Annotated in this window: 44 protein-coding genes (1 of these 44 cut by a window edge); 10 read left to right on the plus strand and 34 right to left on the minus strand. The window is 41.5% G+C overall.

The window, feature by feature from the left end:
• Positions 1-23: 23 nt before the first annotated feature.
• The 11 genes from G4Y78_RS00400 to G4Y78_RS00450 form a co-directional block, all read right to left on the minus strand.
• Complete coding sequence (locus G4Y78_RS00400) at positions 24-794, minus strand: hypothetical protein (RefSeq protein WP_163830721.1); 771 nt, start codon at positions 792-794, stop codon at positions 24-26.
• Positions 794-1,324: a phage tail-collar fiber domain-containing protein gene (locus G4Y78_RS00405; RefSeq protein ID WP_163830722.1), complete on the minus strand. Its 531-nt coding sequence runs from the start codon at positions 1,322-1,324 to the stop codon at positions 794-796. Before G4Y78_RS00405 ends, G4Y78_RS00400 begins: the two co-directional genes overlap by 1 nt.
• Before the next feature lie 8 nt (positions 1,325-1,332).
• On the minus strand, positions 1,333-1,944 hold the full coding sequence (locus tag G4Y78_RS00410) for a phage tail protein I (RefSeq protein WP_163830723.1): 612 nt from the start codon (positions 1,942-1,944) through the stop codon (positions 1,333-1,335).
• Between the two features lie 27 nt (positions 1,945-1,971).
• Complete coding sequence (locus G4Y78_RS00415) at positions 1,972-2,868, minus strand: baseplate assembly protein (protein ID WP_163830724.1); 897 nt, start codon at positions 2,866-2,868, stop codon at positions 1,972-1,974.
• A complete protein-coding gene (locus G4Y78_RS00420; RefSeq protein ID WP_163830725.1) occupies positions 2,865-3,200 on the minus strand; it encodes a GPW/gp25 family protein in 336 nt (111 codons plus the stop codon). Before G4Y78_RS00420 ends, G4Y78_RS00415 begins: the two co-directional genes overlap by 4 nt.
• A 70-nt stretch (positions 3,201-3,270) precedes the next feature.
• Positions 3,271-3,528, minus strand: a complete 258-nt coding sequence (locus G4Y78_RS00425; RefSeq protein ID WP_163830726.1) for a hypothetical protein — start codon at positions 3,526-3,528, stop codon at positions 3,271-3,273.
• Positions 3,529-3,614: 86 nt separating this feature from the next.
• A complete protein-coding gene (locus G4Y78_RS00430) occupies positions 3,615-4,187 on the minus strand; it encodes a phage baseplate assembly protein V (protein WP_163830727.1) in 573 nt (190 codons plus the stop codon).
• Entirely contained in the window at positions 4,162-5,022 is an 861-nt protein-coding gene (gp17, locus tag G4Y78_RS00435; RefSeq protein WP_163830728.1) for a tail completion protein gp17, read from the minus strand. Before gp17 ends, G4Y78_RS00430 begins: the two co-directional genes overlap by 26 nt.
• Positions 5,015-5,425, minus strand: coding sequence for an HK97-gp10 family putative phage morphogenesis protein (locus G4Y78_RS00440; RefSeq protein ID WP_163830729.1), 411 nt, complete (start codon positions 5,423-5,425; stop codon positions 5,015-5,017). Before G4Y78_RS00440 ends, gp17 begins: the two co-directional genes overlap by 8 nt.
• Positions 5,415-5,735 carry a phage head closure protein gene (locus G4Y78_RS00445; RefSeq protein ID WP_163830730.1) on the minus strand — a complete coding sequence of 107 codons (321 nt, stop codon included), beginning with the start codon at positions 5,733-5,735 and terminating at the stop codon, positions 5,415-5,417. The genes G4Y78_RS00440 and G4Y78_RS00445 overlap by 11 nt, the downstream gene beginning before the upstream one ends.
• Positions 5,732-6,040, minus strand: coding sequence for a head-tail connector protein (locus G4Y78_RS00450; RefSeq protein WP_163830731.1), 309 nt, complete (start codon positions 6,038-6,040; stop codon positions 5,732-5,734). The genes G4Y78_RS00445 and G4Y78_RS00450 overlap by 4 nt, the downstream gene beginning before the upstream one ends.
• 144 nt (positions 6,041-6,184) lie before the next feature.
• On the opposite strand from G4Y78_RS00450, the gene G4Y78_RS00455 reads away from it, so the two are divergent.
• Positions 6,185-6,376 (plus strand): hypothetical protein, encoded by a 192-nt coding sequence (locus G4Y78_RS00455; RefSeq protein WP_163830732.1) that lies wholly within the window; start codon positions 6,185-6,187, stop codon positions 6,374-6,376.
• A gap of 46 nt (positions 6,377-6,422) precedes the next feature.
• Here G4Y78_RS00455 and G4Y78_RS00460 read toward each other — a convergent pair whose 3' ends face one another.
• The 8 genes from G4Y78_RS00460 to G4Y78_RS00495 all read right to left on the minus strand — a co-directional run bounded on the left by G4Y78_RS00460 (position 6,423) and on the right by G4Y78_RS00495 (position 13,339).
• A complete protein-coding gene (locus G4Y78_RS00460; protein ID WP_163830733.1) occupies positions 6,423-7,634 on the minus strand; it encodes a phage major capsid protein in 1,212 nt (403 codons plus the stop codon).
• 4 nt (positions 7,635-7,638) lie between these two features.
• Complete coding sequence (locus G4Y78_RS00465) at positions 7,639-8,289, minus strand: HK97 family phage prohead protease (RefSeq protein ID WP_163830734.1); 651 nt, start codon at positions 8,287-8,289, stop codon at positions 7,639-7,641.
• Positions 8,276-9,484, minus strand: coding sequence for a phage portal protein (locus G4Y78_RS00470; RefSeq protein WP_163830735.1), 1,209 nt, complete (start codon positions 9,482-9,484; stop codon positions 8,276-8,278). The genes G4Y78_RS00465 and G4Y78_RS00470 overlap by 14 nt, the downstream gene beginning before the upstream one ends.
• Positions 9,481-11,175 (minus strand): terminase large subunit, encoded by a 1,695-nt coding sequence (locus G4Y78_RS00475; protein WP_163830736.1) that lies wholly within the window; start codon positions 11,173-11,175, stop codon positions 9,481-9,483. Before G4Y78_RS00475 ends, G4Y78_RS00470 begins: the two co-directional genes overlap by 4 nt.
• On the minus strand, positions 11,172-11,630 hold the full coding sequence (locus G4Y78_RS00480; protein WP_163830737.1) for a phage terminase small subunit P27 family: 459 nt from the start codon (positions 11,628-11,630) through the stop codon (positions 11,172-11,174). The genes G4Y78_RS00475 and G4Y78_RS00480 overlap by 4 nt, the downstream gene beginning before the upstream one ends.
• A gap of 161 nt (positions 11,631-11,791) precedes the next feature.
• A complete protein-coding gene (locus G4Y78_RS00485) occupies positions 11,792-12,157 on the minus strand; it encodes an HNH endonuclease (RefSeq protein ID WP_163830738.1) in 366 nt (121 codons plus the stop codon).
• 154 nt (positions 12,158-12,311) lie between these two features.
• Entirely contained in the window at positions 12,312-13,046 is a 735-nt protein-coding gene (locus G4Y78_RS00490; protein ID WP_163830739.1) for a phage antirepressor, read from the minus strand.
• A 71-nt stretch (positions 13,047-13,117) separates the two neighbouring features.
• Positions 13,118-13,339, minus strand: a complete 222-nt coding sequence (locus G4Y78_RS00495; RefSeq protein WP_163830740.1) for a phage holin — start codon at positions 13,337-13,339, stop codon at positions 13,118-13,120.
• 316 nt (positions 13,340-13,655) lie between these two features.
• Between G4Y78_RS00495 and G4Y78_RS00500 the strand changes: the two genes are divergently transcribed.
• Complete coding sequence (locus G4Y78_RS00500) at positions 13,656-14,813, plus strand: reprolysin-like metallopeptidase (protein ID WP_163830741.1); 1,158 nt, start codon at positions 13,656-13,658, stop codon at positions 14,811-14,813.
• Positions 14,814-14,884: 71 nt separating this feature from the next.
• Here the strand turns inward: G4Y78_RS00500 and G4Y78_RS00505 are convergent, their stop codons facing one another.
• From G4Y78_RS00505 to G4Y78_RS00575, 15 genes are all read right to left on the minus strand, one after another.
• A complete protein-coding gene (locus G4Y78_RS00505) occupies positions 14,885-15,277 on the minus strand; it encodes a hypothetical protein (protein ID WP_163830742.1) in 393 nt (130 codons plus the stop codon).
• Positions 15,246-15,425, minus strand: a complete 180-nt coding sequence (locus G4Y78_RS00510) for a hypothetical protein (RefSeq protein WP_163830743.1) — start codon at positions 15,423-15,425, stop codon at positions 15,246-15,248. The genes G4Y78_RS00505 and G4Y78_RS00510 overlap by 32 nt, the downstream gene beginning before the upstream one ends.
• A complete protein-coding gene (locus G4Y78_RS00515; protein WP_163830744.1) occupies positions 15,409-15,831 on the minus strand; it encodes an N-acetylmuramoyl-L-alanine amidase in 423 nt (140 codons plus the stop codon). The genes G4Y78_RS00510 and G4Y78_RS00515 overlap by 17 nt, the downstream gene beginning before the upstream one ends.
• A 2-nt stretch (positions 15,832-15,833) precedes the next feature.
• Positions 15,834-16,007 (minus strand): YodC family protein, encoded by a 174-nt coding sequence (locus G4Y78_RS00520; protein ID WP_163830745.1) that lies wholly within the window; start codon positions 16,005-16,007, stop codon positions 15,834-15,836.
• Positions 16,008-16,181: 174 nt separating this feature from the next.
• The gene (locus G4Y78_RS00525) at positions 16,182-16,502 is read right to left on the minus strand and encodes a helix-turn-helix domain-containing protein (protein ID WP_163830746.1); all 321 of its coding nucleotides are present in this window, start codon (positions 16,500-16,502) and stop codon (positions 16,182-16,184) included.
• A 153-nt stretch (positions 16,503-16,655) separates the two neighbouring features.
• Positions 16,656-17,045 carry a type II toxin-antitoxin system RelE/ParE family toxin gene (locus G4Y78_RS00530; RefSeq protein WP_163830747.1) on the minus strand — a complete coding sequence of 130 codons (390 nt, stop codon included), beginning with the start codon at positions 17,043-17,045 and terminating at the stop codon, positions 16,656-16,658.
• A 95-nt stretch (positions 17,046-17,140) separates the two neighbouring features.
• A complete protein-coding gene (locus G4Y78_RS00535) occupies positions 17,141-17,698 on the minus strand; it encodes a hypothetical protein (protein ID WP_163830748.1) in 558 nt (185 codons plus the stop codon).
• Between the two features lie 239 nt (positions 17,699-17,937).
• Positions 17,938-18,291, minus strand: a complete 354-nt coding sequence (locus G4Y78_RS00540; protein ID WP_222937614.1) for an endonuclease domain-containing protein — start codon at positions 18,289-18,291, stop codon at positions 17,938-17,940.
• A 139-nt stretch (positions 18,292-18,430) separates the two neighbouring features.
• Complete coding sequence (locus G4Y78_RS00545) at positions 18,431-18,694, minus strand: hypothetical protein (protein WP_163830749.1); 264 nt, start codon at positions 18,692-18,694, stop codon at positions 18,431-18,433.
• On the minus strand, positions 18,691-19,050 hold the full coding sequence (locus G4Y78_RS00550; RefSeq protein WP_163830750.1) for a Ref family recombination enhancement nuclease: 360 nt from the start codon (positions 19,048-19,050) through the stop codon (positions 18,691-18,693). The genes G4Y78_RS00545 and G4Y78_RS00550 overlap by 4 nt, the downstream gene beginning before the upstream one ends.
• On the minus strand, positions 19,051-19,686 hold the full coding sequence (locus G4Y78_RS00555; RefSeq protein ID WP_178124445.1) for a hypothetical protein: 636 nt from the start codon (positions 19,684-19,686) through the stop codon (positions 19,051-19,053).
• A gap of 148 nt (positions 19,687-19,834) precedes the next feature.
• The gene (locus G4Y78_RS00560) at positions 19,835-20,245 is read right to left on the minus strand and encodes a hypothetical protein (protein ID WP_163830751.1); all 411 of its coding nucleotides are present in this window, start codon (positions 20,243-20,245) and stop codon (positions 19,835-19,837) included.
• Between the two features lie 124 nt (positions 20,246-20,369).
• Positions 20,370-21,098, minus strand: a complete 729-nt coding sequence (locus G4Y78_RS00565) for a replication protein P (RefSeq protein WP_163830752.1) — start codon at positions 21,096-21,098, stop codon at positions 20,370-20,372.
• 2 nt (positions 21,099-21,100) lie between these two features.
• Positions 21,101-21,412, minus strand: a complete 312-nt coding sequence (locus G4Y78_RS00570; protein WP_163830753.1) for a DnaT-like ssDNA-binding domain-containing protein — start codon at positions 21,410-21,412, stop codon at positions 21,101-21,103.
• Positions 21,413-21,416: 4 nt separating this feature from the next.
• Complete coding sequence (locus G4Y78_RS00575; protein WP_163830754.1) at positions 21,417-21,947, minus strand: helix-turn-helix domain-containing protein; 531 nt, start codon at positions 21,945-21,947, stop codon at positions 21,417-21,419.
• A 590-nt stretch (positions 21,948-22,537) separates the two neighbouring features.
• On the opposite strand from G4Y78_RS00575, the gene G4Y78_RS00580 reads away from it, so the two are divergent.
• From G4Y78_RS00580 to G4Y78_RS00615, 8 genes are all read left to right on the plus strand, one after another.
• The gene (locus G4Y78_RS00580) at positions 22,538-22,957 is read left to right on the plus strand and encodes a helix-turn-helix transcriptional regulator (protein WP_163830755.1); all 420 of its coding nucleotides are present in this window, start codon (positions 22,538-22,540) and stop codon (positions 22,955-22,957) included.
• A gap of 245 nt (positions 22,958-23,202) precedes the next feature.
• Complete coding sequence (locus G4Y78_RS00585) at positions 23,203-23,643, plus strand: helix-turn-helix transcriptional regulator (RefSeq protein WP_163830756.1); 441 nt, start codon at positions 23,203-23,205, stop codon at positions 23,641-23,643.
• Positions 23,613-24,119, plus strand: coding sequence for a recombination-associated protein RdgC (gene rdgC, locus G4Y78_RS00590; RefSeq protein ID WP_163830757.1), 507 nt, complete (start codon positions 23,613-23,615; stop codon positions 24,117-24,119). The genes G4Y78_RS00585 and rdgC overlap by 31 nt, the downstream gene beginning before the upstream one ends.
• A 2-nt stretch (positions 24,120-24,121) precedes the next feature.
• Positions 24,122-24,322 (plus strand): hypothetical protein, encoded by a 201-nt coding sequence (locus G4Y78_RS00595; RefSeq protein ID WP_163830758.1) that lies wholly within the window; start codon positions 24,122-24,124, stop codon positions 24,320-24,322.
• Positions 24,323-24,429: 107 nt separating this feature from the next.
• Entirely contained in the window at positions 24,430-24,645 is a 216-nt protein-coding gene (locus tag G4Y78_RS00600) for a hypothetical protein (RefSeq protein WP_163830759.1), read from the plus strand.
• 20 nt (positions 24,646-24,665) lie between these two features.
• Positions 24,666-25,067 (plus strand): hypothetical protein, encoded by a 402-nt coding sequence (locus tag G4Y78_RS00605; RefSeq protein ID WP_163830760.1) that lies wholly within the window; start codon positions 24,666-24,668, stop codon positions 25,065-25,067.
• 2 nt (positions 25,068-25,069) lie between these two features.
• Positions 25,070-25,405 carry a carbon storage regulator gene (locus G4Y78_RS00610; protein ID WP_163830761.1) on the plus strand — a complete coding sequence of 112 codons (336 nt, stop codon included), beginning with the start codon at positions 25,070-25,072 and terminating at the stop codon, positions 25,403-25,405.
• Positions 25,406-25,421: 16 nt separating this feature from the next.
• Positions 25,422-25,572, plus strand: the 5' portion of a protein-coding gene (locus tag G4Y78_RS00615) for a hypothetical protein (RefSeq protein ID WP_163830762.1). It continues 254 nt past the right edge of the window; 151 of the gene's 405 nt are visible here — the first part of the coding sequence; it begins with the start codon at positions 25,422-25,424; its stop codon lies off the right edge, out of view.

Below are 25,572 nucleotides of genomic sequence, written 5' to 3' on the forward strand. Positions count from 1 at the left end.
AATGAGGGAAATGAGATGACTAATTATGATCGTTCGATTGCGCGTCGATTTTCTCGATCCATGTTAGGGACGGGGTCCGTATCAAAAGGGTTTTCGCCATGCATGGAAGGATAATAACCCCAAAGTGGCTTATCTCGATCCAGTGGCACATAGCCTGTCACTACAGCAGGCCAGAAAAATAACACTTCACCTGCCGGAGAATACACATAAGGGTGGGCATGAAAATATAAGCCAGGCTGGCTTTCATAGTTTGCACCGCATACCCCCCACTCATGGTTAACCCCATTAAGCCAGGTACTTCGGATATCACCCGAGATTAATTTTGCATAACTACCAGCAGTGACAGGAACAGAACGGTTCGCGGGAATAATGGGCCAAATACAGTTGCTGTTATGTTTCTCTTGATCATAGCCACTCCACACCATTCGTAAAATACGAATCTTCGGCTGAAAAAACGTATGGCCTTTTAACCCCATACACGTCAGTATTTCTTTTTCCTCGTTATCGCGTTGTTCCCAATCAATGCCTGTTTTAATTTCTCGATATAATGACACGTCAATGGAAAATGCTTTACTTTTATCAAACCCATCTAACATTTTATCGACTAAATTACCAAACTGATTTTTAGATTGTCGGTAAAAGGGTCTTTCTTTACGCGCCTCCAACATAAAAGTATTAAATCTCGCTTCAGCGGCTTTCAGTTGCTGATTAATATCATGGATTTTATTTTGCACGACTTCTGTCAGTTGATTGCTGGCTTGAACCGCATCGGCTAAGCGTTGTTCGATTGTCATTATTTCCTCACTGTTTTTTCGTGTTGATTCAATGCAAATAATAATTCCAGGTGACGGCGCATTTGATCCATTTGCGCCTGACTCAACATGGCAAACTGTTCTAAAAATAAGGCAATAGCAATATCTGCCCCTTGGTCATTGACAGTAATGGCATCGACAGGCATGCCACTTAACATAAAATCGGTAGAAAAAAAACAAGGCGCGCTGGCGGTTTTATATTGCAAGGCTTTCTCTAACGATGACCAAACGGCTAATAAAGTGCCATCCTCTAAAAATATGCCAAACTCTCTAATCCAAAACTCTGAGTCGCCATCAGCGATGGCACTTAAAATAATATGGTTTTTTCCCGCCCGCTCGCTTTTTGAAATAGGGAGTCTCAGTTGTTCACTTTTTAATTGCGTTTGTTTGGCATCAGGTAGGTAACTCCCATCACCCAATGCAATTTCGGCAATGGTGGCTTGTAAGCCGTCATTGTTGGCATTGAATATGGCCTGCAAGCCGACATCAGTAATCATAGGATTAATTTGCATGGTTTTTCCTATACACGAATAATGGTCAATGGCCGTACAACCGCCGTCGCACAAATGCCCAGCGTGTTTTGCTGTTCAACACGACCCACACTGGTGACTCTGATGCTGTTGATATTCCGAGTCACACAACCAGCGGCGATACCAGTATTAAACTTAGCCCCCAGCTGAAAACTAAAATGACTGCGTACATTCTTAGTGCGTTGAATCGTGGTTTGGATTTGCTCAATTAATTTTTTATTTAAAATATCGCCATCGGTATTTAAATTATCATTAGCATAAGCGGTGACTTGGAAAGTAAAGGGCTCACCATGGTATTCAAACCATTCTTTAATTTCAGTTTGCACATTTAAGGCATCTAATGCTTTTTTGAGTGCTCCTCTTGTGCCTTTAATGCGATGCACCACCACACTATTGGCAATAGTTTGTCGTTTTACATACTCAGGCCAGTCTGGATTCCAGACATCCACCGATAACGCCCAGGCCAACCAGGGTAAACAATTGGCCGGGCACGTATCAGGATGCCAGACGTGATTAGGGTAAGCCGGTATGTCACTCATACGACGAGTGCTATCAGCTAACCCTTCCTCTAATAGGCTGGCGTTATTGGGTAATAAACTCATTAGAATAAGTAGAATAAAATGAATTGTTTACGCGAGGTGAATAGCAATCGATGTGGCTTTAGGGGCTTGAAAAACTTTGGCTTGAATATCGGCTATGGGTGACAGCAATTCTACGCGGGTAACGCCTCCCATATGGAGCGCATCATAAATACCCGAAAGTGCCACGGTTTTACCGAGTTTATAGCACTGCTCAACATATCCATTTAAGGCAGCCGTTGCCGTATCCATAATGGTTTTAGAAGACGGCCCTTGTTGTACATGTAGCTTGGCATTAATGGCATAGTCGATAGTTTCCGCCGCTTGCACGTTAATATGATCGGTTAATGGCCTGACATCTTCGTCATTTAATGCGGTTAACAACGCCTGTTTTATTTCATCGTCCGGTGCCATATCGGCTTCATCGGCTAAGGATCGCCGTAAAAAAGTAACGATGACTTCGCCTGGCTGATCAGAATACACCGACACATCGGCAATTTGATCATGGGCATTATGCGAGTGAGCTAAATAAGCACCAACCGGACCAGCGGTTGAATAGCCTTCGGGGCCTAATTGAATACGACGACGAAAGTCTTCATCTGATTCCATCACAGCAGGTGTGGGTGGCACTTGATTATCATCAGCCGGTTTAATGACTTTACGCTTAACGCCGTAATTCGCACCCAAATGATCTAAATCCGAACCTTGCGCATAAGCTAACATGACGGCTTTAGTCCGCTCATTAAATTGCTGGCACTTCAACATTTCACGATAAGCGCAAACTTCTAGAATCTTCATGGCCGGGTCAGATTCGACCAAGGCGGTAAAGCTGCTATCGCGCTTTTGTAAATCGGCCAGCATGGAAGCGAGGATTTCCTCGTAATCAATCGGCTCGATCACATCCGGTGCAGGTAATTGTGATAAATCAATGGCGGTAAATTCGCTCATACAATGATGCCATCCAAGGTAATGGGTTTGCCTTCGGGTAAATAAATCCCTTCTAACGCAATCAATAACTCGCCAGGTTCACCACGAAACGCTTGCACCTTGGTAACCTTTAAACGGGGTTCCCAACGGATTAAGGCTTCAGCAGTCGCTGCATAGATTTCCACTAACCACTGACCATTCATGGGGCGATCCACTAATTCAGGTAAACGACTGCCATAATCACGCCGCATTAGTCTTGTTCCAATACGGGTGGTCAGAATGTCAGTGATGGATTGGCGGAGATGATCGAGGTTAGAAAGGGATTTACCGGTTTGTCGGTGAGTGCCTTTCATGTGGTATGAGGTTTTCTATTTTAATTAAATTTAAAGTGATTAGTTATAATAACTGAACAAACCATAGGGTTTATTCATTCTCTTGTTTAACTTTTTCTAAGTTATTTTCATAGAAGTCCGTTAGCAGACCCAAGCTAATACCGATAAACCAACCAGCAATTATCATCAAAAAAAAGTGACTCAAAATACCAGTTCCACTTAAGCCAACACTTGAACCAAAAAAGGTAGATAGAAGTGCTATACTTGCGCCAATACCTCCATCTATTAAGGTTCGAGTACTCATTAATTCGAGCGCTTGATTAAAAAGGCTTAGTTTATTTTTTTTCACGATATGCCTTCCTTACAACTTAATTACAGTACTATCAGGTATAGCTAATATCTACATTAGTGTCGATTATTAAATATGGAAAAAAGTTACTGATTGTTACCCGTCGGCACAGCTGTGCTGTGGCCGACAACATCATGTTTGTGTCCGTTATAAATATCCCGATCTCCCTGCATACTTCGCGTGTGGTCGGTTATTTCTTGGGTCGCTTTAATATTTCCCTCAACCAATAAATCACCTACAAAATGAATACCTTCGGGACTAATTAATTTGGTATTACCTGCACCAGTTAACTCAATAATTAATTCATCACTGCCTCGGTGGTAGCTAAAACGGGCATGATTTTTAAACTGCCACACGGACTCATCAGGATCATGGCTAGGGGATGGGTGTTTGTTTTGATAGACAGCCGGTAACACAAAACCATTGGCTAATTCGCCACTGGGGGATAACACAATGACTTGCTCCCCCACTTCTGGTGCCCACCAGCTTTGGTCATGGCCTGCTCTGGTGGTTAACCAAGGTAACCAACCAGAGGTTAGTTGATCGATTTGCACCCTGACGCGGGTCCGTTGGTGATCGACTTGGTAAATGGTGCCAGGGCGAATTAAGTTAACTAAAAGCCGGTAAAGCTCATTAACGCGAAACAACTCGGTAGTCATCTTTGTGTGGTATTCCAATCTCAGGGGCATCACTGCATAAAACGGTTGTAGGTGGGGTACCTTCATCTAGCCAAATAGAATCGCCAATGTACAAGCGCTGTTGCCAATTCACTTGCCAGCGCTCGTAGGGTGTCTCACCCAGTGACATAACTTCTTGATCAGCGGTAATGTTTTTCGGGAAGTCCAGCGCGTCGCCTAAGTCCCATTGATTTGCATTAATCAGTAATGATACTTGAGTCGCCAAATCCCCAGCGTAGCCAACTTGGTGGCAGCAATAGGCAGTTAAGTTACATTCTACTGCGCCCGGCCCACTCCAATCGTTAGCAGGCTTAATTTGTCGTAGCTTAAGGACAATGGCGGGTAATACCGGCTGAACTAGTTGGTAATCAGTCAGCGCGGTATTGGAAACCGTAGACAGCTGCTGCTGTACGTTATTTAAAAACTGTTTAATTGGGCTTTTATCTGGTGTACTTTGCCGATCTGCCACTAAGGCTAAATCACCCCAGCATTCAAACTCCATAATCACCGAGTGCAGCATTTTTTCGGGTTCAAAGCCATCCGCACTGGATATCAGTTGCAGCCCCAAGCTTGCAAACTCAGTTATACACTGCTTTTGTAGCAAATGTGCTTGGCCATAATTTTGGCTCCAAACAACCACCTGAAATACGCTGTTTTGTCCACTGATCTCAGTGGTATTAATACGGCCACTGCCTTGAGCTGCATTCACCCGATGGTAAGTGATGGCTGGGTATTTGGCTTTTTCAGGTAGTATGGTTGGGTAAGCTCGATCATCCACTAATGCGGACAAGGCTTGTTGGATTTTAATTTCAATCATTTAGCAATTCATCAAGCCTTTTTTCAATCAGCTCGATAACCTCCTGCTTAGCGTTGGAAAAATTGGATTGATCAACAGCGGGTTGAATAAAGGGCTTTTTAGCTTTTTGCCGGTTGTTGCCATATTCCATGGCTAACGCTTTTTGTACGACGGATGGCTGATGCTTTTTTTGCGAAATGCCCGAATAAACCACCGCAAATTGGTCTTTAGCAAAGGATTTATGATTAATCGCTTTTTTTAGTTCACCCGTATCAACCGGTGCATTCTGCTTCATCTGCTTTTTAACCGGCTTAATAATTTCTAACAAGCCTTGCCGTACCGCCCGATTAATTAGCTTTTCTTCTACATCACGAAACTGCTCGGTTAACTCTTCCACATCGGTTAAATTCAGATTAAGTTCCATGTTCTTCACACATCAGCTGTAATTCGCGATTGGCTTCTTTGGGGTTGAGTACTGCGTGAATGTCAAAAAGCCGATCTTTATACTTCACCCGACACTGCGGCTTAATGCCTGGCCGATAACGCATCGTTATTTTGTAATTAATGGCGTTATTAATTTGCTGGGCAGCAAAAAACTCTTTACCTGATATGGGATCAATGGCGGCTCTTGTTGTACATACCACGACCCAAGTTTTAGTGGGCTGGCCAAATTCATCTTTAGTTAACTCAGGTTTTTCAATGGTAATACGATGTTTTAAACGTCCAGCTCTCATAGGGATTTAAAACGGTATTTATTCCAAATCGTTTGGGTAGATAACGGTAATTCACTGACAACCCCGCCAATCACTACAGACTCCCGGTTGTTATACCAGTGGCCAATGAGCATGAGTAAACCAATTTCAATTTCACGGGTGATCACCACGGCGGTATCAGTGAGGTTTTCTTGCACTAGCAAGCGTTGTGTCGTGCTTTCAAAATGAGCGATAGCCGCCTCGGTTAATACCTGTAAATAGGCATCATCTTCGGTTATTTCTTCATCAATATTCAGGTGTTTTTTAACTAGGTTGAGTTCAAGCATAGTGATTGCCTAATATTAACCGCGCAACAATAAATAAAGGGCCTTTCTGCACAAAATTTGCAAATTTAATGCACACCAATTGCTTCAATAACCAGTAGTATATTGAGATGGATAATTTAAACGTCTGGTGAGGCTCTTTGTACTGTGAGTAAAAACATCAAAATGAAGTTGTTAATTATTATTGCCGTTTTGGGCGGTATGGCTATTCTTTTTTGGCTGGCCGCGACAGGTATTATTTATGCGCTCCATGATTTTGATCCCAACGCATTACAAATTGATGCCTGTTTAGATGCGGGTGGCGCATGGGATTATGAGGGAAGTACATGCAAATACTAACCATATGCACTGGGCGATTAAAAAAGGCGGGAATCCCCGCCTCTAATTATCCCGCTTTAATTTGTAATACCTTAACAGCATTGCTATCCAACAACATATTCCCCACCCGCTTGGTGGTATAAAACGACACAAAGGGTTTATTGGTGTAGGGATCGCGCAATACCCGTGTACCAATCCGATCTAAGATCAAATACGCCCGCTTAAAATTACCAAAGGATATCGGCGCTTTTTTCGCAGCAATGTCATCGACTTGCTCATTTTCCGTCAGCGAATAACCCAGCAGTTTCGACGGCTCACCGGCTTGTAAACCAGGGCTCCATAAATAATTACCGTCATTATCCTTCATCAGCCGTACTTGCCCAACACTGGTGCTGTTCATCATCCAGCGAGCACCGGTGCGGTATTTACGTTTTAAAGCGTACAACAGCTTTAACAGGTCATCTGCTTCGAGCTTAGCGGTGGCGGTATCCAAATACTGCAATTTGCCAAACGCTCTTTTGTCGTCGGTTTCTAGGGTGCGAGGATAAGCAAACAATCCCTTTGGCTTGTCATTACCATCACCGCGAGTAAAAGCAATTTCTTCTTGTTCGCTAAATTCTTCGCCAACTTCCCCCACTAAAAACTGTTGTACATTAAAAAAGGCATCATCCAGCATGGTTTGCGTGGCTTCAGGATTGGCGTAAATCTCTCCCCAGGTGGGTGTAATCGTTTTGAGTTTAGGGGTATCCGTTTGTGGTCTTGGGTCGGTTTCCCCTACCCAGCCCGATGTCGCTCGGCCTTCTTTGCGTAGTTTTTTAAACTCAGGTGTCGATAAGGTTTGGCTGGCGCAAACCGAACGCATCACCACTTGATCACGGCCAAAATCGATAATTTGCCGGTCTAATTGTTCCGGTACCGCATAACCGCCATCCTCATCATTGCCGGTTTGCATGGTTTTGGTTTTTAAATCATCGATCTGGTCGGTTTTACCTTTTCTGACAAATTGATCAAAGGCTTTTTCATATTCGGCGTTTTGTTGTTTACCCCCAAACGTGCTGCCAGGTCGATTCGCTTTGGTTTCCAATTCTTCAAACTGACCTTTGAGCTTTTCCAGTTCTGAGAGTTTGTCATTGATTGACTTCAGTTTGCCTTCCACCAATCCATCCAACGCATCACCTTTTTCTAAGGTCGTTAAGCGTTCATCATTGGTTTTTTTAAATTCATTAAAGGCACCACCTAATGCCTCAATTGTCTTATTAATCTCTTCAGCGTAAGCCATGGATTTATCCTTTTAAGGTTTGAATAAGGGATTGCAATTGATTCACGGTACTTGATAACTCAACGTCTCGCTGATTCAAGGCGTGATAACCATCGGCCATTAAGCCTTTGGCTTGGGCTCGCGATAAACCGGCTTCGCGCAGGAATCGCTCAAAGGTTTTTGGGCCACCGTCAATGGCGGATTTAACGCCATCCACCGTGGCCGATTCATTAGCAGGAAACGTCACTAAGGACACTTCCCATAATTTCACTTGCTTTAGACGATAGGTGTCGGTGTCTTCATCCCATTCGCCACCACCTTTGGGAAGTGTAAAGCCAATCGATAACCCAGTGACGGAACCGGCTTTTAAATGGGCATAAGCCCGCTTTGCCAAGGGATCATCGTCAATTAATAATTTCCCCTCCACATACAGGCCGTGGTTATCTTCCACCATTTTGGTATAGACGCCGATAGGCTCGTCATAACGGTGCTGCCACAATAAAGCCGGTAATTTATTTTTCTGTTGCCACTGATTCAGTGATTGTAAAAAAGCGCCTTTTTCAACCACATCACCGTAACTGTCTTCGACTTCAAACACCGAGCCATAGCCTGCAAATACCCCTGACTCGTCCACCGATTTAATTTCAAACGGTTTAGCAATCTTAGTGAGTTTCATTTTTCTCTGGCTCTTTACCATTAATCAGCATATTCATCGGGGTTAAATAAATATCGCCGCCCTCCCTTGGGTCTAAATCTTCCAGTGCCCGAATTTCATTGGGCGATAGTGAGCCGGTTTGTTGCAGCTTGGTGTAAAACTCAGCACGGGATTTCATATCCCCTCGCAACAGGCTATTCACATTAAACTTGGCAAAGTGGCTGGCACGTTTGACTTCAGGAATTAAACTCACCTGAATACGTTGCTCAATCCGGGTTAAATACGGCACCAGAGCATTCACCACAAATTCTTGGGCTTGATGTTCAATATTGGAAAACGTGGCTTTTTCTAAATCACCCACCATATGGGGTGGCACGCGAAATAATCCACAAATTTCCGAGCGTTGGTATTTGCGGGTTTCTAAAAACTGGGCATCATCGGACGTCATGCCCACGCTCACCCATTTTAAGCCAGCCTCTAAAATCGCGACTTTATGGGCATTATCTAAGCCTTGATATTGATCGTCCCAGCTTTGTTTAACCCGCTTAACCACATCATCCGTTAACTGCTGATCCGTGCTTAAAATGCCCCCAGGACGCGCCCCATTACTGAATAATTTCGAACCGTGTTTTTCTGTGGCTAAACCCAACCCAATAGCATTGCGGGCATAGCTAATGGGTGACACGCCTTTGATGCCATTAATGGAAAACCCCTTTACGTGGAAGACTTCATCGGCGGTAAGAATGTCGCGGCTACCATTAGCGAAGGTGACATCATAAACCAGGGTGTAATTGTCCAGTAATTTGGGTTCTACGTTATCTGGGTTTAAGGGTAGTAGTTCCCGTAGCTCACCCTTTACCGTATTTTTATAGGCGTAAAAATTACCTCGCAAACATAAATGAGTAATGCACAACTCCCATAACTCTTGGGACGTCATATAACTGTTCGGCGACAGTTTAAGTAGGCTATAAAGACGACTCCCAGTGGCTTTTACCCGTTTTTCACCTTGCTGCACAAAGTAATTCAGCGGTAACTGGCCAACCGATTCAGCCAATACCCGAATACAGGAAAACACCGTGCAGCAACGCATAGCACTCTCAGGCGTAACCGTGATATTGGTATCGGTTTCATAACCCATGCCTAACGCTTGCAGCAAAGCATGCGAATCAAATGGGACCGCCTGACTTTTGGTAAACAGTTTTTTAAAAAAACTCATAGAAAACGAATGCCGTGGTTTTCGTAAACTTTATTTAATGAGGGGTTGTCATCGTCGAGCATGGAGCGGCCAATACCCATAATCAATGCGACGGCACCATCAATTTTATTATGGGGTTTTTCTTTGCGCGGAAAGATATTTTCGTTAGCGTCTTCTTTCACGGTGACGTTAGACATCATCCAAGTTAAGATCGGGTTGCCATCATGGTGTAAACGCTGCGCTTTTATCGCTGCCTCTAACTCTTTCATCGCCGGAGAAAAGTTAGAGGTGGTTTGGGGAAATTTAACCGGATTTAAATGGTATTGATCCAGTTCTTGTGCCAGTTGTACCGCGCCCCAAGGATCATGGGGAATTTCCCTGACTTGATGCTGCTCGGATAGTTCTAGAATATCTTGTCTGACTTGGCTGTAATCAATTTCAGCCCCATCGGTTTTAATTAAAAAGCCATCATTTAACCACTGTTGATAAGCCGAATGGTTTTTATTGTTCTCATCAAAAATGGTGTCTTCTGGTAAATAATGCCGAGAAAACGCGTAATAATGCAGTTTTTTATCAATTTCACGGGTAAAGACTTGCACAAATGAGCAAATATCAATATGTGATGATAAATCAATGGAAAAAACCACCTCATCACCTGCAAAGTCATTCATAGACAGGGTGGGATCACAACAGCGGTTCCAATCTTCTAAATTAATCCAAGCTTCACGGGCATTCACCCACACATTTAAATGTTTTGTTTTAAAGGTATTTTGGCGACTGGCATTAGCGATAGCATTGGCTTGCTCGGCTAATAAAAAGTCCTCCAATACTGACACATTGTAATTAGGGTTCGCTTTAATTAAGGCTTCAGGCAGGGTCCAGTCGTCGTCTTCGTCAATGGTATAAATGAGTCCCCATAACTCATTATTCGTCACGGAACCATTGAGCACATTAATCATTTCTTGCCGTTTGTCATAGCAAGGTCCAGCAATGTTAAAACCTGCTGTGGTAATCACAAATAATAACGGTTGCTCTCGTGCCCCCATACCCGAGCGCATGGTGTCGTATAAATCACTGGTTTGATGCTCGTGATACTCATCAATTAAGGCGCAACTGGGTGAAGCACCATCACCTGGATTACCAATCAACGGTTCAAAGCGGGCATGATCTAATACGATATGCATATTTTTGGCGTTGATTTGAATGCCCGCATGTTCCTGCAGCTTTGGCCTTTTCTCGACCATGATTTTGGCCGGTCGAAACACCTCCCAGGCTTGTTTTTCAGTGGTGGCACCTGAATACACTTCCGCACCAAACTCACCATCCATGGCAAAGCAATATAAGCCAACGCCTGCCGCCAAAATGGACTTGCCGTTTTTACGGGGGACTTCGTAATACACCTCACGATAACGGCGGGTGTGGTCTTTTTTCTTGCACCAACCAAACGGCACACCAAACGCAAAGCACTGCCAAGGCTCTAACTGGATGCGCTCGCGCTTAGAGGCCCATTTGCCTTTGGTATGCGGCAATAGCTGTACAAACTTGCAAATACGATTCGCTTTATTTTGGTCAAAATAATAAGGAAAGTCAGGGTCGTTGACTTTCAACAAATCATTTAAATGCCGCTGGCAAGCTTGTTTTATATACTGGCAAGCAGGGATATCACCTGCCACGACAGCTTTGGCATAGCGATGGGCTAGGTTATAACTCATAAGCTTTCAAACTCGTTTTCTTCTTGTTCGCTTAAGTTGGGGGTAGATAATCGAGTACGGCTAGCAGGGTCTAACCCTAGCTTGGCCCCGTAGCTATCCACTTGCTTAATGGCTTCATTCGCCACGGTACATGCCGGGTTCTTCTTAAAGTTACCGTTGATATCCGTGACCATAATGCCGTGTTGTTCTATCGCGGCTTCAGCCGTCCGCCAGCGGGCATAAGCCACACAAAAGATTTCCAGATTATGAAAATCGACTTCCGTTAACACACCACTCTTGATTAACTTGGGGGCTAGATAGCCCCACAACTCTGTAGCAGTAGCATCCAACCAGGCGGGTGGGTCAACATTGGCCAGCGCACCATAACTCGGCTCATTTTGATTTAAAGCCCGTTTGCCGGGATTCCCTGCGAGTAACTTCTGCTGGGTGGGCTTTGGTTTTCGACCTCTAGCCATCGCATGTTGTAATTTTTAATTTCGCGGGAATAAAAAAAATCTTGAAACGCTCGATACCTAGCTACAAGCCCAAGAGATTAACCCCGCCCCTCCCCTTGTAGGAATTTAATAGCGGGACATTAATCATCATTAGCGTTGCTTAGAAAGGCTCTCAGATAGTCTTAGCGACGATAATTTTTTTCTTGATCGGTTTTTTTCTGGTGACAAGCACGACAGATGGCTTGTAAGTTTTCAAGCACATCATTACCGCCTTGGCTCTTGGGTTTAATGTGGTCAACACTATTCGCAGGTGTGTATTTATTCATTAATAAACACACTTGGCATAGATAAGTATCACGCGCTAATACTAGCTTACGTAGTCTTTTCCATGACTTACCATAGCCACGCTGGTGACGATTACCTTTGTTCTTTTGCCACTGTGTCCAGCCTGATGCCTGTTGTTTATGTTGCTCACAATAGCCGTGTCGTTCTCGGGTTAAACCACTGCAACCCAATGCACGGCATGGACGAGGTGTGCGCTTAGGCATGATGTTCTTTAGTGTTGCTATCTACATTGGTAGTAGCCAGTGAGTAATTAAATAGTGAAGAAACTAAAACGACTAATAAGATGAATCGCATAATAAATACCTAAAAAAAAGCCCACCGAAGTGGGCAAGCTTCCTTTTGAATTTACTGGCTAAATTAATGTACTAATAATACTTGATTCAGCTGTTTTGCTAGAAATGTTAGTCCTTTTGGGGTAACCCTAACTTGCTCAACTATCTTTTCTGTTCCATCGGAGCGGTATACTTCAGTCACTTTATGCTCTAACAGGCCACGTTGAATTTTATCCTGATACGCTATCCAGTTGGTATTACCGGTCCGGCGATATATCCATTTATTTTCAGATAACCAACTAAATAAATCTTTTGGCCTCACTTGTAAGTCTTTAGCTGCATTAGTAATGCACAGCGCACCATCGGATTCAGCAATGCGATGATAGGCCTCTGCTTGCGGCTTTATTACTTCAATTTGCAGGCTTTGTTCTTGTATTTTTTCCATTGATTGAACCAAGATACCTGCAATTTGTTGTGGATTAGACCAATCAATTTGAGTTAGTCCATAGCTGCCTGTTTTGCGAATACTGGGCAACACTTCATTTGTCACCCACTTCTTGAAAGCTTTTGCTTCAGGGCGACGGCTTTTAAGGATGGCTGAGTAAAGGCCAGATTCATTAATTATGTTTAGTTCTTGGCCACTTCCTAAGGGGTGCAGATTATGCACCTCTTTTTCATCTGCATCCAAACTGCGAGTCATAGCAGTCGTTTTTGAATATCCCAGTATTTCAGCAATGTCTTTGGCTACAAACCAAGGCTCGCCATTTTTATCAATAACACGAATTGATGAGTGATTAAATTCGAAAGGAATAATATTCATAAATTACCTATCTTCTTTATTGTTTAAAAAAAACCACAGGGCGTGGGCAAAGTTGGGGGTTGTAGGAAGCCTTACTCTTTATCTATATCAGCACCACCTCCATTTATCTGCTGATAAAACAAAACTGTCTCTCTTTTATCCTGCTTGTGCTTATATACCCAGTTAACCACAACGGTAATAGTAGTAAGAACAATACCAATAATGACACCCCAGTCTTTGATTGCCATGCCTGCAATAACAGTCCCAGCACTGGCGACATAAGGCGCATTGGAGATGATTTTTTCAGTTACCATTTGATGAGTTCAACCTTCTATACGGGGGCTACTAACCACTGGCCCCTATACAATGCTGCTCGATACCTTGGCTAAGGATTTGTGGTGGAATAACAGACAAAGAAGCTTGTCTACATAACAGAAAAATGAACAATCAAATATTTAGTGACAACATTTAAAATATTTTAATTATTCAAGAATAGTTTTGAACTTGTTGCATATTTTTTTCAACTACCCCTTTCTTTCAAGTCTAAAAAGCAATTTAATCAGTCCCATTAGACAATTATACGTAAAAAAATTCTAAATCTTCACATAATTATTGAGTAAGGGGACAATAGTGAAAACTAGCTGGCTGACTGTAATAAAAGGTGTATTGCTTAATTTATTTTTTATTGGAGCTACGCATGCAGCTACGATTGATGTACTCGTTGTTCATCCTTACAACACTGGTCAAGATGTAAAAGCACTCGCATCTTCTATGGTAACGTGGACAAACCAAGCATTCTATAATAGTGGTGTAAATATTCAGTTAAACTTAGTTCATGTTCAAGCTATTAATGGGTATGGCTCTGTTAGTAGTTATGCATTAAATAAAGTTTCTAGAGATAGGCAAATTGCTCGGTTAAGAGAGCAGTATGGAGCTGACCTGGTGAGTTATCTAGCTCCAAGATCAGGCGGCTTATGTGGTGTTGGTTGGGTTCCTGGTGGTGATTACCAAACCGGTAAGTTTTACCGGGGTGCGAAAGGGTATGGATTTAGTGTTGTTGCTACTAATTGCACTTATAGCACCTTTGCTCATGAATTAGGGCATAATATGGGGCTTGGCCATTCTGCAGGACAAGGAAGTAATGGAGGCATTTGGTATTGGGCTCGTGGACATGCTGAATATAATAAGTTTGCAACTGTGATGGCTTATCCATGGTTTTATCGGGCAAAAGGTTTACAATATTTTTCTAATCCTGGTTTACGCGGCCACTGTATGAGAATGTCTTGTGGAGTTGCTAACTATGCTGATAGTGCACGAAACCTGAATGCAATAGGTGCTCAGATAGCTAATTATCTACCAACAAGGGTTCCAACTCGACCACCCACGAACAAACCTAAACCACCTACGAACAAGCCAAAACCACCCACCACACCAACTAACTGTTTAAAAACTAAGTCTTATCCTCATAACGCACACGAGTTACTTAGCTGTGTACCAAAGACTAATTTGGCTAGTTCAGGAAATAACCCTCGCTATTACTATATTCATTTTCCAGCAGGGGCTAAACATTTAGATTTATCATTAACTGGCGGTAGAGGTAATGCTGATTTATATATTCGACTGCCTGGTTGGCCATCACGCACAAATTATGGCTATCGCTCAGTGTCGAATGGAAATAATGAGAGAATTCGTTTAAACAATTTACCACAAAATAGGTATTACCACATTATGGTTGATGCTGTAACACCGTTTAGCGGCGTAACGTTACAAGCCAAAATTACCAAATAAAGCGTGTCCCTTCAGTAAGCGTGAGTAAGTATAAATGTTTTCACCTACTCATGTTTACCGAGGGGATGCGGTTATTTACCAAGTCGTTTCGTTAAATACTGAACTAACACACTACGTAGTATTCTTCTAAATCCAAAAGTATCAATAAAAACAAGGGCTAAGGCGTATAAGTACCATTCAGGCACACTAGCTTTTAAGGCATCAAAGCCATTCTGAATATAAATACTCATGCCAGGCAAAAAACAAATGACTAATGGCAAAACAGTAATAATCAACAAAAAGTCATCTTTCCAGCCTCGTGATTGAATGCTTAACGAATCAAGCTCTGAAGCACTGATATTACCTTTCTGAATTTCGTCTAATTGCTTTTGGTGGACGGCTTGCTTGAGCTCGGCTTTATGTTGTTTATTGGTTAAATACGATTGAAATAAACTACTGACGGCTGTGACGATAGTGGCTATCATTTTGTTTTGGTTTGCGCTTTCTGTTTAAGTAGTCTTGGGAATACTTGCTACGTTGATGATTACAATAAATTAATAAACCAAGGGCGGGTAATGCAGTACCAATAAAGGTGGCTGCAAGAATAATGAAAAAGTTAATCGTAAATTCCATTCTGGCTATATTTCCTAATATCCTTAACCGAAACCCACCACTCAGGCACATCAAAGTTAGGGCAGGTTTTTCCCGAGTCTAAATCACAATGCCCAACCACTTCAGCATCAGGGTATTTCAATAGCCAGTCATCAATTACTTTTCCTAAGCTAATTAACTGACCGGAAGTAATGCAATCACGGCCAATTAAGCAAACACCCAAGCTACAATGATTATGGCCTTTAACATGTGCGCCAGGCCAGAACTCAGGGCGTCCATTTTCAACTGTGCCATCACGCTTAATGACTTTGTGATAACCGATGCCATCCCACCCCCGTTCTTTATGCCAACAATGGATATCCTCAGCTGATATATCTCTATCGTCCGGTGTATCAGAACAATGCACAACGAGTTTAGTGATTTCCATAGTTAAAAAGAATTAACTTGCTCTAAAGCGGATTTAGGGAATACAGTTTTATGTGGGGTAGCACCATCAAACCAACGACATTCGACAGTTGAAGTGTTTGCATTAATAACGGTCATCACCGGCCCGCCTGATTTTAATCTAACAAGCGAGCCAGCATATAAGCTAGTAGTATCCATAGTGATATCTAGTAGGGAAGTGGTTTTCTGCAGGTATAAAAAAAGCCCCATCGAATGATGAGGCTTTTCCCGAAACTTTCTATAATTGAATGTACTTTAGTTTAGGCACAAAAATACATTCTGGATTTAATATATAACTATGCTTCTACCATGTCAATAAAGATAAGCAAAAAACTATGCTACTTGTGAGTTTATTTTTTCACTTTCTATACTAACTTTTCCATTTTCGTAACTAAAGTCAAATCGCCAACCAAGTTTAAAGAGAAGGAACATTAGTTTTTCGACGGTGTAAACAGATATTTTTCCGTTAATAATATCACTTACTCGTGGTTGAGTAATTCCTAAAACTTCTGCAGCATCAGTCTGTGTCAATCCTTGTTCAATGATTAATTTACGTAAAACGACAAGTAACTGTGCCCTCATGAGCTTGTCAACTGCTTCTTCTTCAGTCTTAGAAGAGGAGAGGTAAGGGTTTCGAACTGTTACAAATTCCATGTGATGATCCTCATCTCTATCACTAGCATCCAGCTAGCTAAACAATCAAACTACAAACTAGTAGTAAATCTACTTACTGTTAAGCATACATAATATGCAGAATTATGCATAGCCTTGTTTTATATTAGTATGGCTAGGTTTAATAGCTATTCACTATAGAGACTTACGATACTGATCAAGATTTTTGTAACGTTCTGAGGCAGTGTTGTACTCTTTTTGACTCACCCCCTCAGTTTTCTTTTTGAAGAAATGTAAAACATAAATCGCTTCTTCATGTTCTGCGACATAAATAATTCTGTATGAATTCTGACTCTTTATTGTAAACTGTCTTGCATGCTTACCAATTGTTTCCTTCATATTCTTATGTACTACAGGAGGGTATTTGCTATCTTCTTCTGGATCATTATAAGTATGGTGCTCAAAAGAAGAAGGCTGTCCTTCTTGTAGTGCAACGAGTTCAAAGTTTATTCTTTCTCTTATACCTTCAGGGCATTCATCAATTTCTTTTTGAGTTTTTCCGAAGTAACTGATTGGCTTACTCATCACCAATTCCCTTTGGTTATGAAATTACAATATTGTTCTTAGCTCCTCAATTTAGGTAAGTGAAGTTGATGTATTTTTCCTTGTAAAGAACTTAGCTAAATATGGTTAATAAGATGAAAAATTACACTAGCATGCCATGCATGAATTTGTTTAAGGCAGTGGCTGTATCTCTCATACCATCTTTCATTCCATGCTTGATGATTGATGTTACAGAACTTTGCTTGTTTAAGTTTAGATAACGCTTTTTTACCGTTAGTACAATTACATTTTCGAGTCATTTTTGAGCGCTGGTATATTCCAGTACCATTACATGACTTACAAATGTTTTCATCAACGATTTCATTAATCATTAGCCTGGCGAATTGCTTAAAGAACATTAGGGAACGCTTTTTTTCATTTGGCCATGGTTCGCGCCATTTCTCTTTCACCCCCACACCTATCACATACTTTTGAACCAGGGTATCCAACTCATGTAATACTGTTTTATCACCTGCATACTTTAACAATCCTAATAAGTACGCTTCTCGTGGTAGGTTGCCCATGCCTAATGCACCAGCAACATCTTCAGCGGTTAATTCTGGAGTACCACCAGGCACACCTTCATAATTGATACTGCCATGGGCTAATAATGCCATTACGTTTGCATTTACCATGCTTCACTCCTTCAAGGGTTTATTCATTCTTACTAATATGGTCTTAGCCTCTCTAGCAAGATAAGTAGCGGCAAATTGGAGGCTTTATTATTGTTGTTGGTGCTCTTTATATATGCTTGTTAATTTGGTGTTAGCCGCTCTAATTCAGGTATTAGCGGCTGATTTAGGCTTAATGCGTCGTACTTAGTTTGTTGTGTGTCTCACCCCCTAATTCGGTCTCAGGCTCTCTAGCACGCCTACTAGGAACTAGCAGACAACAGCTTTTGTATGAGTTCTACCGCTCGGCCACTGTGGATTAGCTCGCTGTTACAGCGGTAGATGTTCCAGCCGAGGCTCATTGCTTCGTGGTATTTCTCCATGTCGTTAGCAAAGCCTTTACCCCTTGTGTGTCTCCCGTTTACCCATCCACCGCCTTCTACCTCTACGGCTAACTTTTTATCTGGCCAGGCAAAGTCAAAGCGCCACTTTCTTGTGGGATGGAACTTGTATTCGCTTACTGGCATAGGGAGCTTGTAAGCTTTTAAGTAAAATTCTAAGGTTAACTCCAATTGACTCATATCAAACTCCAAGTTGTTTTCTGACTTGCCGTTCATTTATTGCTAGCCAAGTAGACTTCACATGTTGTATTGTTTTACTCGATTTGTATAAGACACTTAAAACCACTCGTTATGGTGCATTGCTTCAGTCTTCCCTCTGTTCGTCTGAACTTCACACTGAGGCAATGCTTTTTTTTTAACATCGCTCTATCGAATGACCACATAACTGGCTTAGTTTTAAATACACCTCATACATAGCTTGAGCTTCATTATCTGGTCCACTGCGGGTATGCCATTCAACTACTCCATCTAGGCTGTATGTGTTGCCTTGTCCGTCTTCCCATACCCATTGACCGGGCTTTACGTTTATTGCAGTTTTACTGACTGCAGGTTTGGCTAACTGCTTGAACATTGATTTTGGAAACTGCTGTTTTATGAGTGGCAAGTTGATGCTTGTCATTTTGTTTCCCTTATCCAAGTTTTTAATCCTTCTGGTAGAGGACAGTGGTTTTTAGCAAGTAGGTGTAAGCATTCGATATACAACTGGTGTTGGGTGCCGTAGCGTTTTTCAAATCGGGCTTTGTATGGGTGGACTGCCCAGCCTTTTAATAGCTGGTGACCAGTGCCGTCTTGGTGGTGGCCAGCACATAGGGGTAATACATACCAATGAGCATGGCTTTTTGTTCTGCCATCTATGTGGTGGATTGATACCCAGTTGTTGTGGCAACCTGCTTTTCTACAGGCAATACAGCCGACGTGTTCTGCCAGGGCGTCATGAAACTGCTTTTGTTCTTTGGTTACGCTACGGCCTAGCATTTAAAATACCTGGGTGTATTCACGTAATCCCGCTTGTGATGTGTTTTGCTCATAATTAACTAGCTGACACGCCTGCTTCTTTTTCTGCTCTAGCTCCCTGATTTCTTTTTTTAATTTATTTACCCTCGATTCATAATCAAGAACGTCTTTAGAAGTAAAGTCCTGCAGGTCACCGATTCTTAGTTTTACTCGCCTAAGCATTGAGGCCATCATTGCCAACTCGGATTGAGCATTAATTTGAAATACAAACTCTTGGCCACCATCACGTTTTTTAGGGTGAAAGCCGTGAACAACTTTAATTTGCTTTTTTCCCTGTACTTCCAGCAAGCCCCAGCCAGGCGGCAGGTCATCCACAGTTAATAGCTTGGGTGGTGTCATGAAATACCGGAATCTACCAACACCAAATTCAGGATTTAATCTGAAAAATTTCTTTTTATCTGCATGAAAATTACTACGACTTACTTTGACTTCAATGAGGTAAGATTCGCTACCTGATTGCTTCCAGCCAATGGCATCAGGTTCTTCAGAGGTAAATGCTCTTGCTCTTAATTCAGAGAAAGCAAAGGAGCAGCCCACTGTATTGAGTAACCAGCGTTTGGCTATCTGGCATAGTTCGGTATGTGCGTTTTTATTCATAATTTACCTTTGCGGTAATTGATATACGTCGTTAGCGGTGAACTTCTTTAATGGGCTGTAGTCATACTGATTACACGGTAGCCCCCGTGTGCATTGCTTCGTTTTACCTACTACTCCCTAAACCAGCGTTGGCGAAGCAGTGCTTTTTTTATTTGGCAATTCCCAGTCTTAGTGCTGCTTCTTTAACTATTAATATGTCGTCACCGTAATCCCACGGGTGCTCACCAATGTAAGAACCATTAGGGTCAAAATAATCTGATCTAATTTGGACTCCTCTGGTTATATGATTTCTGAAGAATTCAACGAGGCGCTTTAATGTTCCCCCGTGGGTAAAACCTTTCCAGTCATATTGATAGTGGGTATAAATACGTTTCCTAGTGTATGAATCGGTAAACCACACTTTTCCACGGCTGTCGATTTCCATTGTTGAAATAAAAGGGTTTTCAACTTTATTCAGTTTATCTCCATTTTCTGAAAAAAAGCACCGGCCACAGGTGGCAATAACTTTAATTAGTTCATTTACTGCCTCAAGGCGCTGGTGTTTAGCTTTGTTAGTCATTTTATCCCTAAAAAAAATTGTAAAAGTGTTGATGTATATCTATTCTTATAGATGTACGACCTTTGATCATATTGCTTCGCCGCTTTACTCCCGACCAACAATCGATTGGCGAAGCAATTTTTTTTCATCTGCCTAACATTCCCTTTATCGCTGCCACTGCATCTGTATTATTGTTTAAATGACTTAAGCCTGCTTGTTGAATGGATTGTTGTTGCTGTTGATCGTGGTAAGCCTTGTTTCGTTCAGCAATGGTTTGTTGTACTTGGCCGGGTAACGCTTTGGGTATATCACTGATGGGCTCGCCCTTGAGTATTTTCTTGGTGATAATGTCGTAGTTTCTCGTGAAGACAGGCAGTATGTGTTTTTCTGCCATTGACTTTAATTCAAAGAAACCCGTTTGTTTTGCTGCTTCGTATACAGCTTGGTGTGACCATTTAGCTTTGCCAGGGTTAAGCTCATGAGCGTGTTTGCATGCTTCAAGGTAAGCCGTTTCTGGCTCAGGTAATCCCAAATCTTCAGGTTGAGGTGTACACCACCTGATGAACGTGCCAGGAGCAGGAAAATATTTATCATCAATTGACCGAGCTTTATCAAATCCATGGCGTAACTGCTCAAAACTCAAAATGCCATTTTTGATAAATGCTTTGGTCCATTCTTTTTTAGCAACGGCCTCTGCTCGATCATCAGGCAATGACAACCGCCAAGCGGGTCTGATGGATTTCATTCGCTCAAAAACCTGATTAATGATTTTCTCAGTTTGGTCTCGGTTGATTGTTTGTTGCTGGTTGTGGTGTATATCCTGTTGCACAGGGTTAAAATTGATTTTTGAAACGATTTGGTTAACTTGTTCCATGACTAAAAGTCTCCTAAGTCGTTGATCCAGCCTTCTCCTGACTGCATGTTTTCGCACTGCTTCTGGATTTGTTTTACTTGCTGCTCGGTTTTTTGATCCAAAGCTTGATCAAGCTGTTGTTGCCTTTGATGGCGTGGCCATTGATCTACCAAATGTTGAATAAAACGGGCTGTCCAAGCTGGATGCAGATCACCACGACCAATCCAGTAGAGCTTAAATTCATCAAGTTTTAAATTGGCAAAGTCAGGATTAATGCCTGCTCGAATTAAACTGGCTTTTACTCGTTTCCAGTCAGGACTCCAATCCTCCATCATGGGATCACCCTGGGGTTTTTTTCGGGTTTCGTATTTTTTTTGAAAAATATCTGGCTCTGAATTTTTGACCTCGCGCGCAGTTGTTGTAGTTGTAGATGATGGTTCTAATGATGGTTTGGGGGTCACAGGTGAACCCCTCCCGGTTCACTGCTGAACCCCCTATATTTTCAGGTGGTTCATTTTGAACTCCCTCAATATTCAAGGGTGGTTCAATTTGATCCCCCTTATTTTCTTCTGTTTCAGGGGGATTATCTAAATTAATTTGGCAGCCCACATGTAAATAAAAATAATTGGATGTGCTTGCACCACTAGCAGCGGCTCGTTCAAACTTTGTTAATACACCTAATTTTGCTAAAGACTTGATGTGTCGTTTGACTGTTGAACGTGATAATGATGTTTTTTCGGCAATTGTATCCATTGCCGGCCAGCAGTAACCCTGATCATTCGCATTATCTGCCAACGCTAATAAAACTATTTTTTTATTGGGTTCAAGGTTTGAGAGGGTAAACGCCCAAGCAATCGCCTGTACACTCATAAACACCCCTCCTGAAATACTGCATTGATGTTGATTTTTTCGGCAGTTTTCTGCATAATATCTACATCCTTTGTTGTTAAAAAAACTGCTTCTCTTGGTTGGGTAAAGCAGTTTTTTTATACCTGAAATTTATCCCCGCTAATCTAAAACTGAAAAATCAGCGCGCAAAAATACCCTGTCAGCAAAACTAATTAATTGCTAAATCAGGTAGTAAACATGTTGTATTGGTAAGTGACTGTTAAGTTACGTGGCTAGTGAGATATCCATTTATGCTCTCCTTGTTGTATTACTGTACTTGTGTACAGCAGTACAAAGCTTAATGACAAGACTGCGTGGTTTAGGTATATTTTCTCAATACAACAAAGCGTTAGGGGTGAAGGTTGAGAGCCTTTACTCCTTTAGCTCTCACTCCAGGCTGCATGCCACTTGGCATCCCCCCCTAGCACTTTGTTGATTCGGGTTTATTTAGTTGGCCGGGACGCCTTTTGGGGTTCCGGTCTTTTGTTGTTTGAAACACCACATGCATATATATGTTTAATCAACTAATGTTGCATGTCAAGAACTAACGTTAAGTTACATAACTATTACTGATGAAAAATTTTTGGCAAAAGGTTCGAGCTGCTAGAGTTGCGGCAGGACTTACTCAAGCTCAACTTGCTGAAAAGCTAGGAATATCACGTACTTCCGTAATCATGTGGGAGCAGCAAGAGGAAAGTAAACGATCTGTTCCAAGAAAACCGACAATTCAAATGGTCTCTCAAATTACTGGAGTACCAGCAGACTGGTTTCTTGATGATGACGCAGAGTTTAATCCTGCTTGGCTAAAGTCTAATGCTGAGTACAGTGATGAAGACCTGGAAAGGATTGCTAAGTATGAAAGAAAAGAAGAGTTGCTAGAAGCTAAGGAATCTTTAATGGATCTTTATGATATGGCAACAGAAGGTAAAATGAGTAAGGAATCAGCTCAGCTAATTACTTTACTATCAAAGATATTGAAAAAAGTTGAGTAACGCATAGCTTTAAATTATGCATGCTGTTTCTACGATAGCTACAGAACTAGTCTGTTCTCTAGTCTCCTAATTCCCCTGATAGTGAAGTTGGGCTCACAACCCAGCCGATTTCAATAACCCTCTATTCCAATATTTCTTAATGCTCTAGGTTAAGCTACATAACCTTTTTAATTGTTTTGCTTGACATAATGTTCAGCTTAGGACAATCTTGAAGTGTAGCGATCAGAAATTTACAGGCACTACCAATGGACGGTAATACAATCACAGATGGAACCTGGGAAGCTCACTTAGACAATCCGTATCTAGCACCGCGCGAGACGTTGTACTGTTTAGGACTACTATCCGGGAAGACAGATAAATCAATAGCTCGCGATCATGAGATTGAACCTCGCTCAGTGAGCAGCAGAATAAAAAATGTACATTACAAGCTTAATACTGCTAATCGAGCGCATTTAGTAGCCGAGTTAATACGGCTGAAGATCGTCACCCTTAATATTTCACCAGTCGTGATGATGTTAATGGCTGCATTTCTCGTGAATAGCGTTTCTATGGTGGTAAATGATAACCCTGATAAACCCAGGCAAGTCCGCATAGTACAACGGACTGGAAGACGGCCAGAGTATTTGCCGTTAGATAACTCAAAAGGAGACGAGCTATGTATGAAAACGCAAATGTATACCAGCTAAATGCTAATGCTGATTATGTTGTTGAGCGGTTATTAGGTGGGGTTAGAGATGCTGAGTTTACCCCTTGCGGCAAGTACCAAGAGTTAAGCTACGGTTTTGTACCGGTTAAAAAAGGTAGTTATCTGGAGATACGAAAAAAATTAGCGGTATTCAAAGTTAAATTAGAGAAAAAAATATTATCACCTACTGTTTTAAGACAGCGTGTCATTGAAGCTGTTGAAGACCATAAAGACCTTACGGGGGAGCGACTAACAAAACAGCAAATCGAATGTTTACGGAAAGAAATTAGAACCGGGTTGCTTCCTAGAGCGGCCAAAATAACAACAGTGGTTGAGGTTTATATTGATACTGAACAAGGTTTCTTAGTTGTTAACAACCAAGATATCGATGTAAATAGGTTATTTCTACAATTATTTATTCAAATGGTTGGTAGAGGGAAAACATCCATGACGCAAGCAAATACGGTAGCCGCATGACTATGGCTACTCGATTACCTCAAAACGAAATAATTAATAATCAACAGCTAAGGAGGAGAAAAACAGAAGCCGACTTACTATGGGATAAAATAACCGAAAAATATCAAGCTGATTTGGCCACTCATAACCGTCTGCGTTGTCGTATGCGATATGTGCTTGATAAAACCCGGCATAAGTTATTTGTAGAGCCAGCAACTTTTTAAATTATTTAAGCAATAGTTTTTAAACGCTCAATTTTGAGCCGCGGTACCTTATTGTCTAGAGAAAAGAGACCTTAGTAGCTAACTCTGTCCATTATGGAGAAATTGACATGGAAATCAACCAAATGGAGCTAACTAAACAAAATCTAAAGTTATACGAGAAAGCAAAGCAATATATTGAGTATTACACCCTAGCCAAACGTAAAATGCCGACGCAGTTGCATATTACTAAAGAACAGTTGGAAGCCTTTAAAACGAACTTAATTAAATATAATTGCAAGCCACCGTATACTATTAATGGTGTGCGGCTTATACCCTTAAACTAAGGAAGACGCCGATAACAACCATGATCAATAACGAACTAGACCTACAGCCATGGAAACCACGAACCAGAGTATTTAAGTATCGTCGTATTGGTGCTGATCAGAAGGAAGTAAGAGTCACTGAGTTTATTCTTGATCAGTCGGCAGGTATTGCTAATCAGGCAATCATTAAAATGCTGAAATCAGCTAAAGCAAATAAATATTTTTTTAATTTTAAAAAGCTTAGTTTGGACAACCAACAGCTAATCAAGAAAATTTACCAATACATTGATTTTTTTGAGAAGCATAAAGGATATAAGCCTTACCTGGTTAGGCTTACCCATGAACAAATTAGAAGTATTGAAAATGACTGCAAAAGAGCAGGAATGACACCCCCTCAAGATTTTCAAGGTGTTTTCTATGTGCACTATTTAGGAGCTATTTAATTATGTTGACTGTGACGCGTCGAGTTGGTGAGTCTTTGAAAATAGGGGAATACCGGTTAATGTTGCGTACGAGAAGTGTGGGTGGTGTAACGCTGACTACTTTGCATCAGGGACAAATCAGTATTAGGGATATTGAGTTTGGTCAGCCATTGCAGCTTAATCAAGAGATTATTGTTTATCCTTACCCTAATAATAGGGAAGGTTTTTCAAAGTCTATTCATCAAGCAAAGATAAGTATAAGTGCTCCCAAGCACATTAAAATACAGCGTGATGAGTTAGAAGTTGGATATTGTAGAAATGAAAAAACTAACCAAAAATATTTAGGGGCTATGACTTAATTATAAGGATATTGATATGGAATACGACCCAAATTTTAAAGACGCTAATAATTATGAAAGCATTGCTAAAGCTTTAGGCATTGAATTATTTGGGCATTACTCAACTCCACAAGTCATTAAAAAGCTAAATATACCAAGACGCACGCTTGAAGCTTTAAAAAATAATG

The organism is Spartinivicinus ruber (assembly GCF_011009015.1).
In the GTDB taxonomy this organism is placed as follows: Bacteria; Pseudomonadota; Gammaproteobacteria; order Pseudomonadales; family Zooshikellaceae; genus Spartinivicinus; species Spartinivicinus ruber.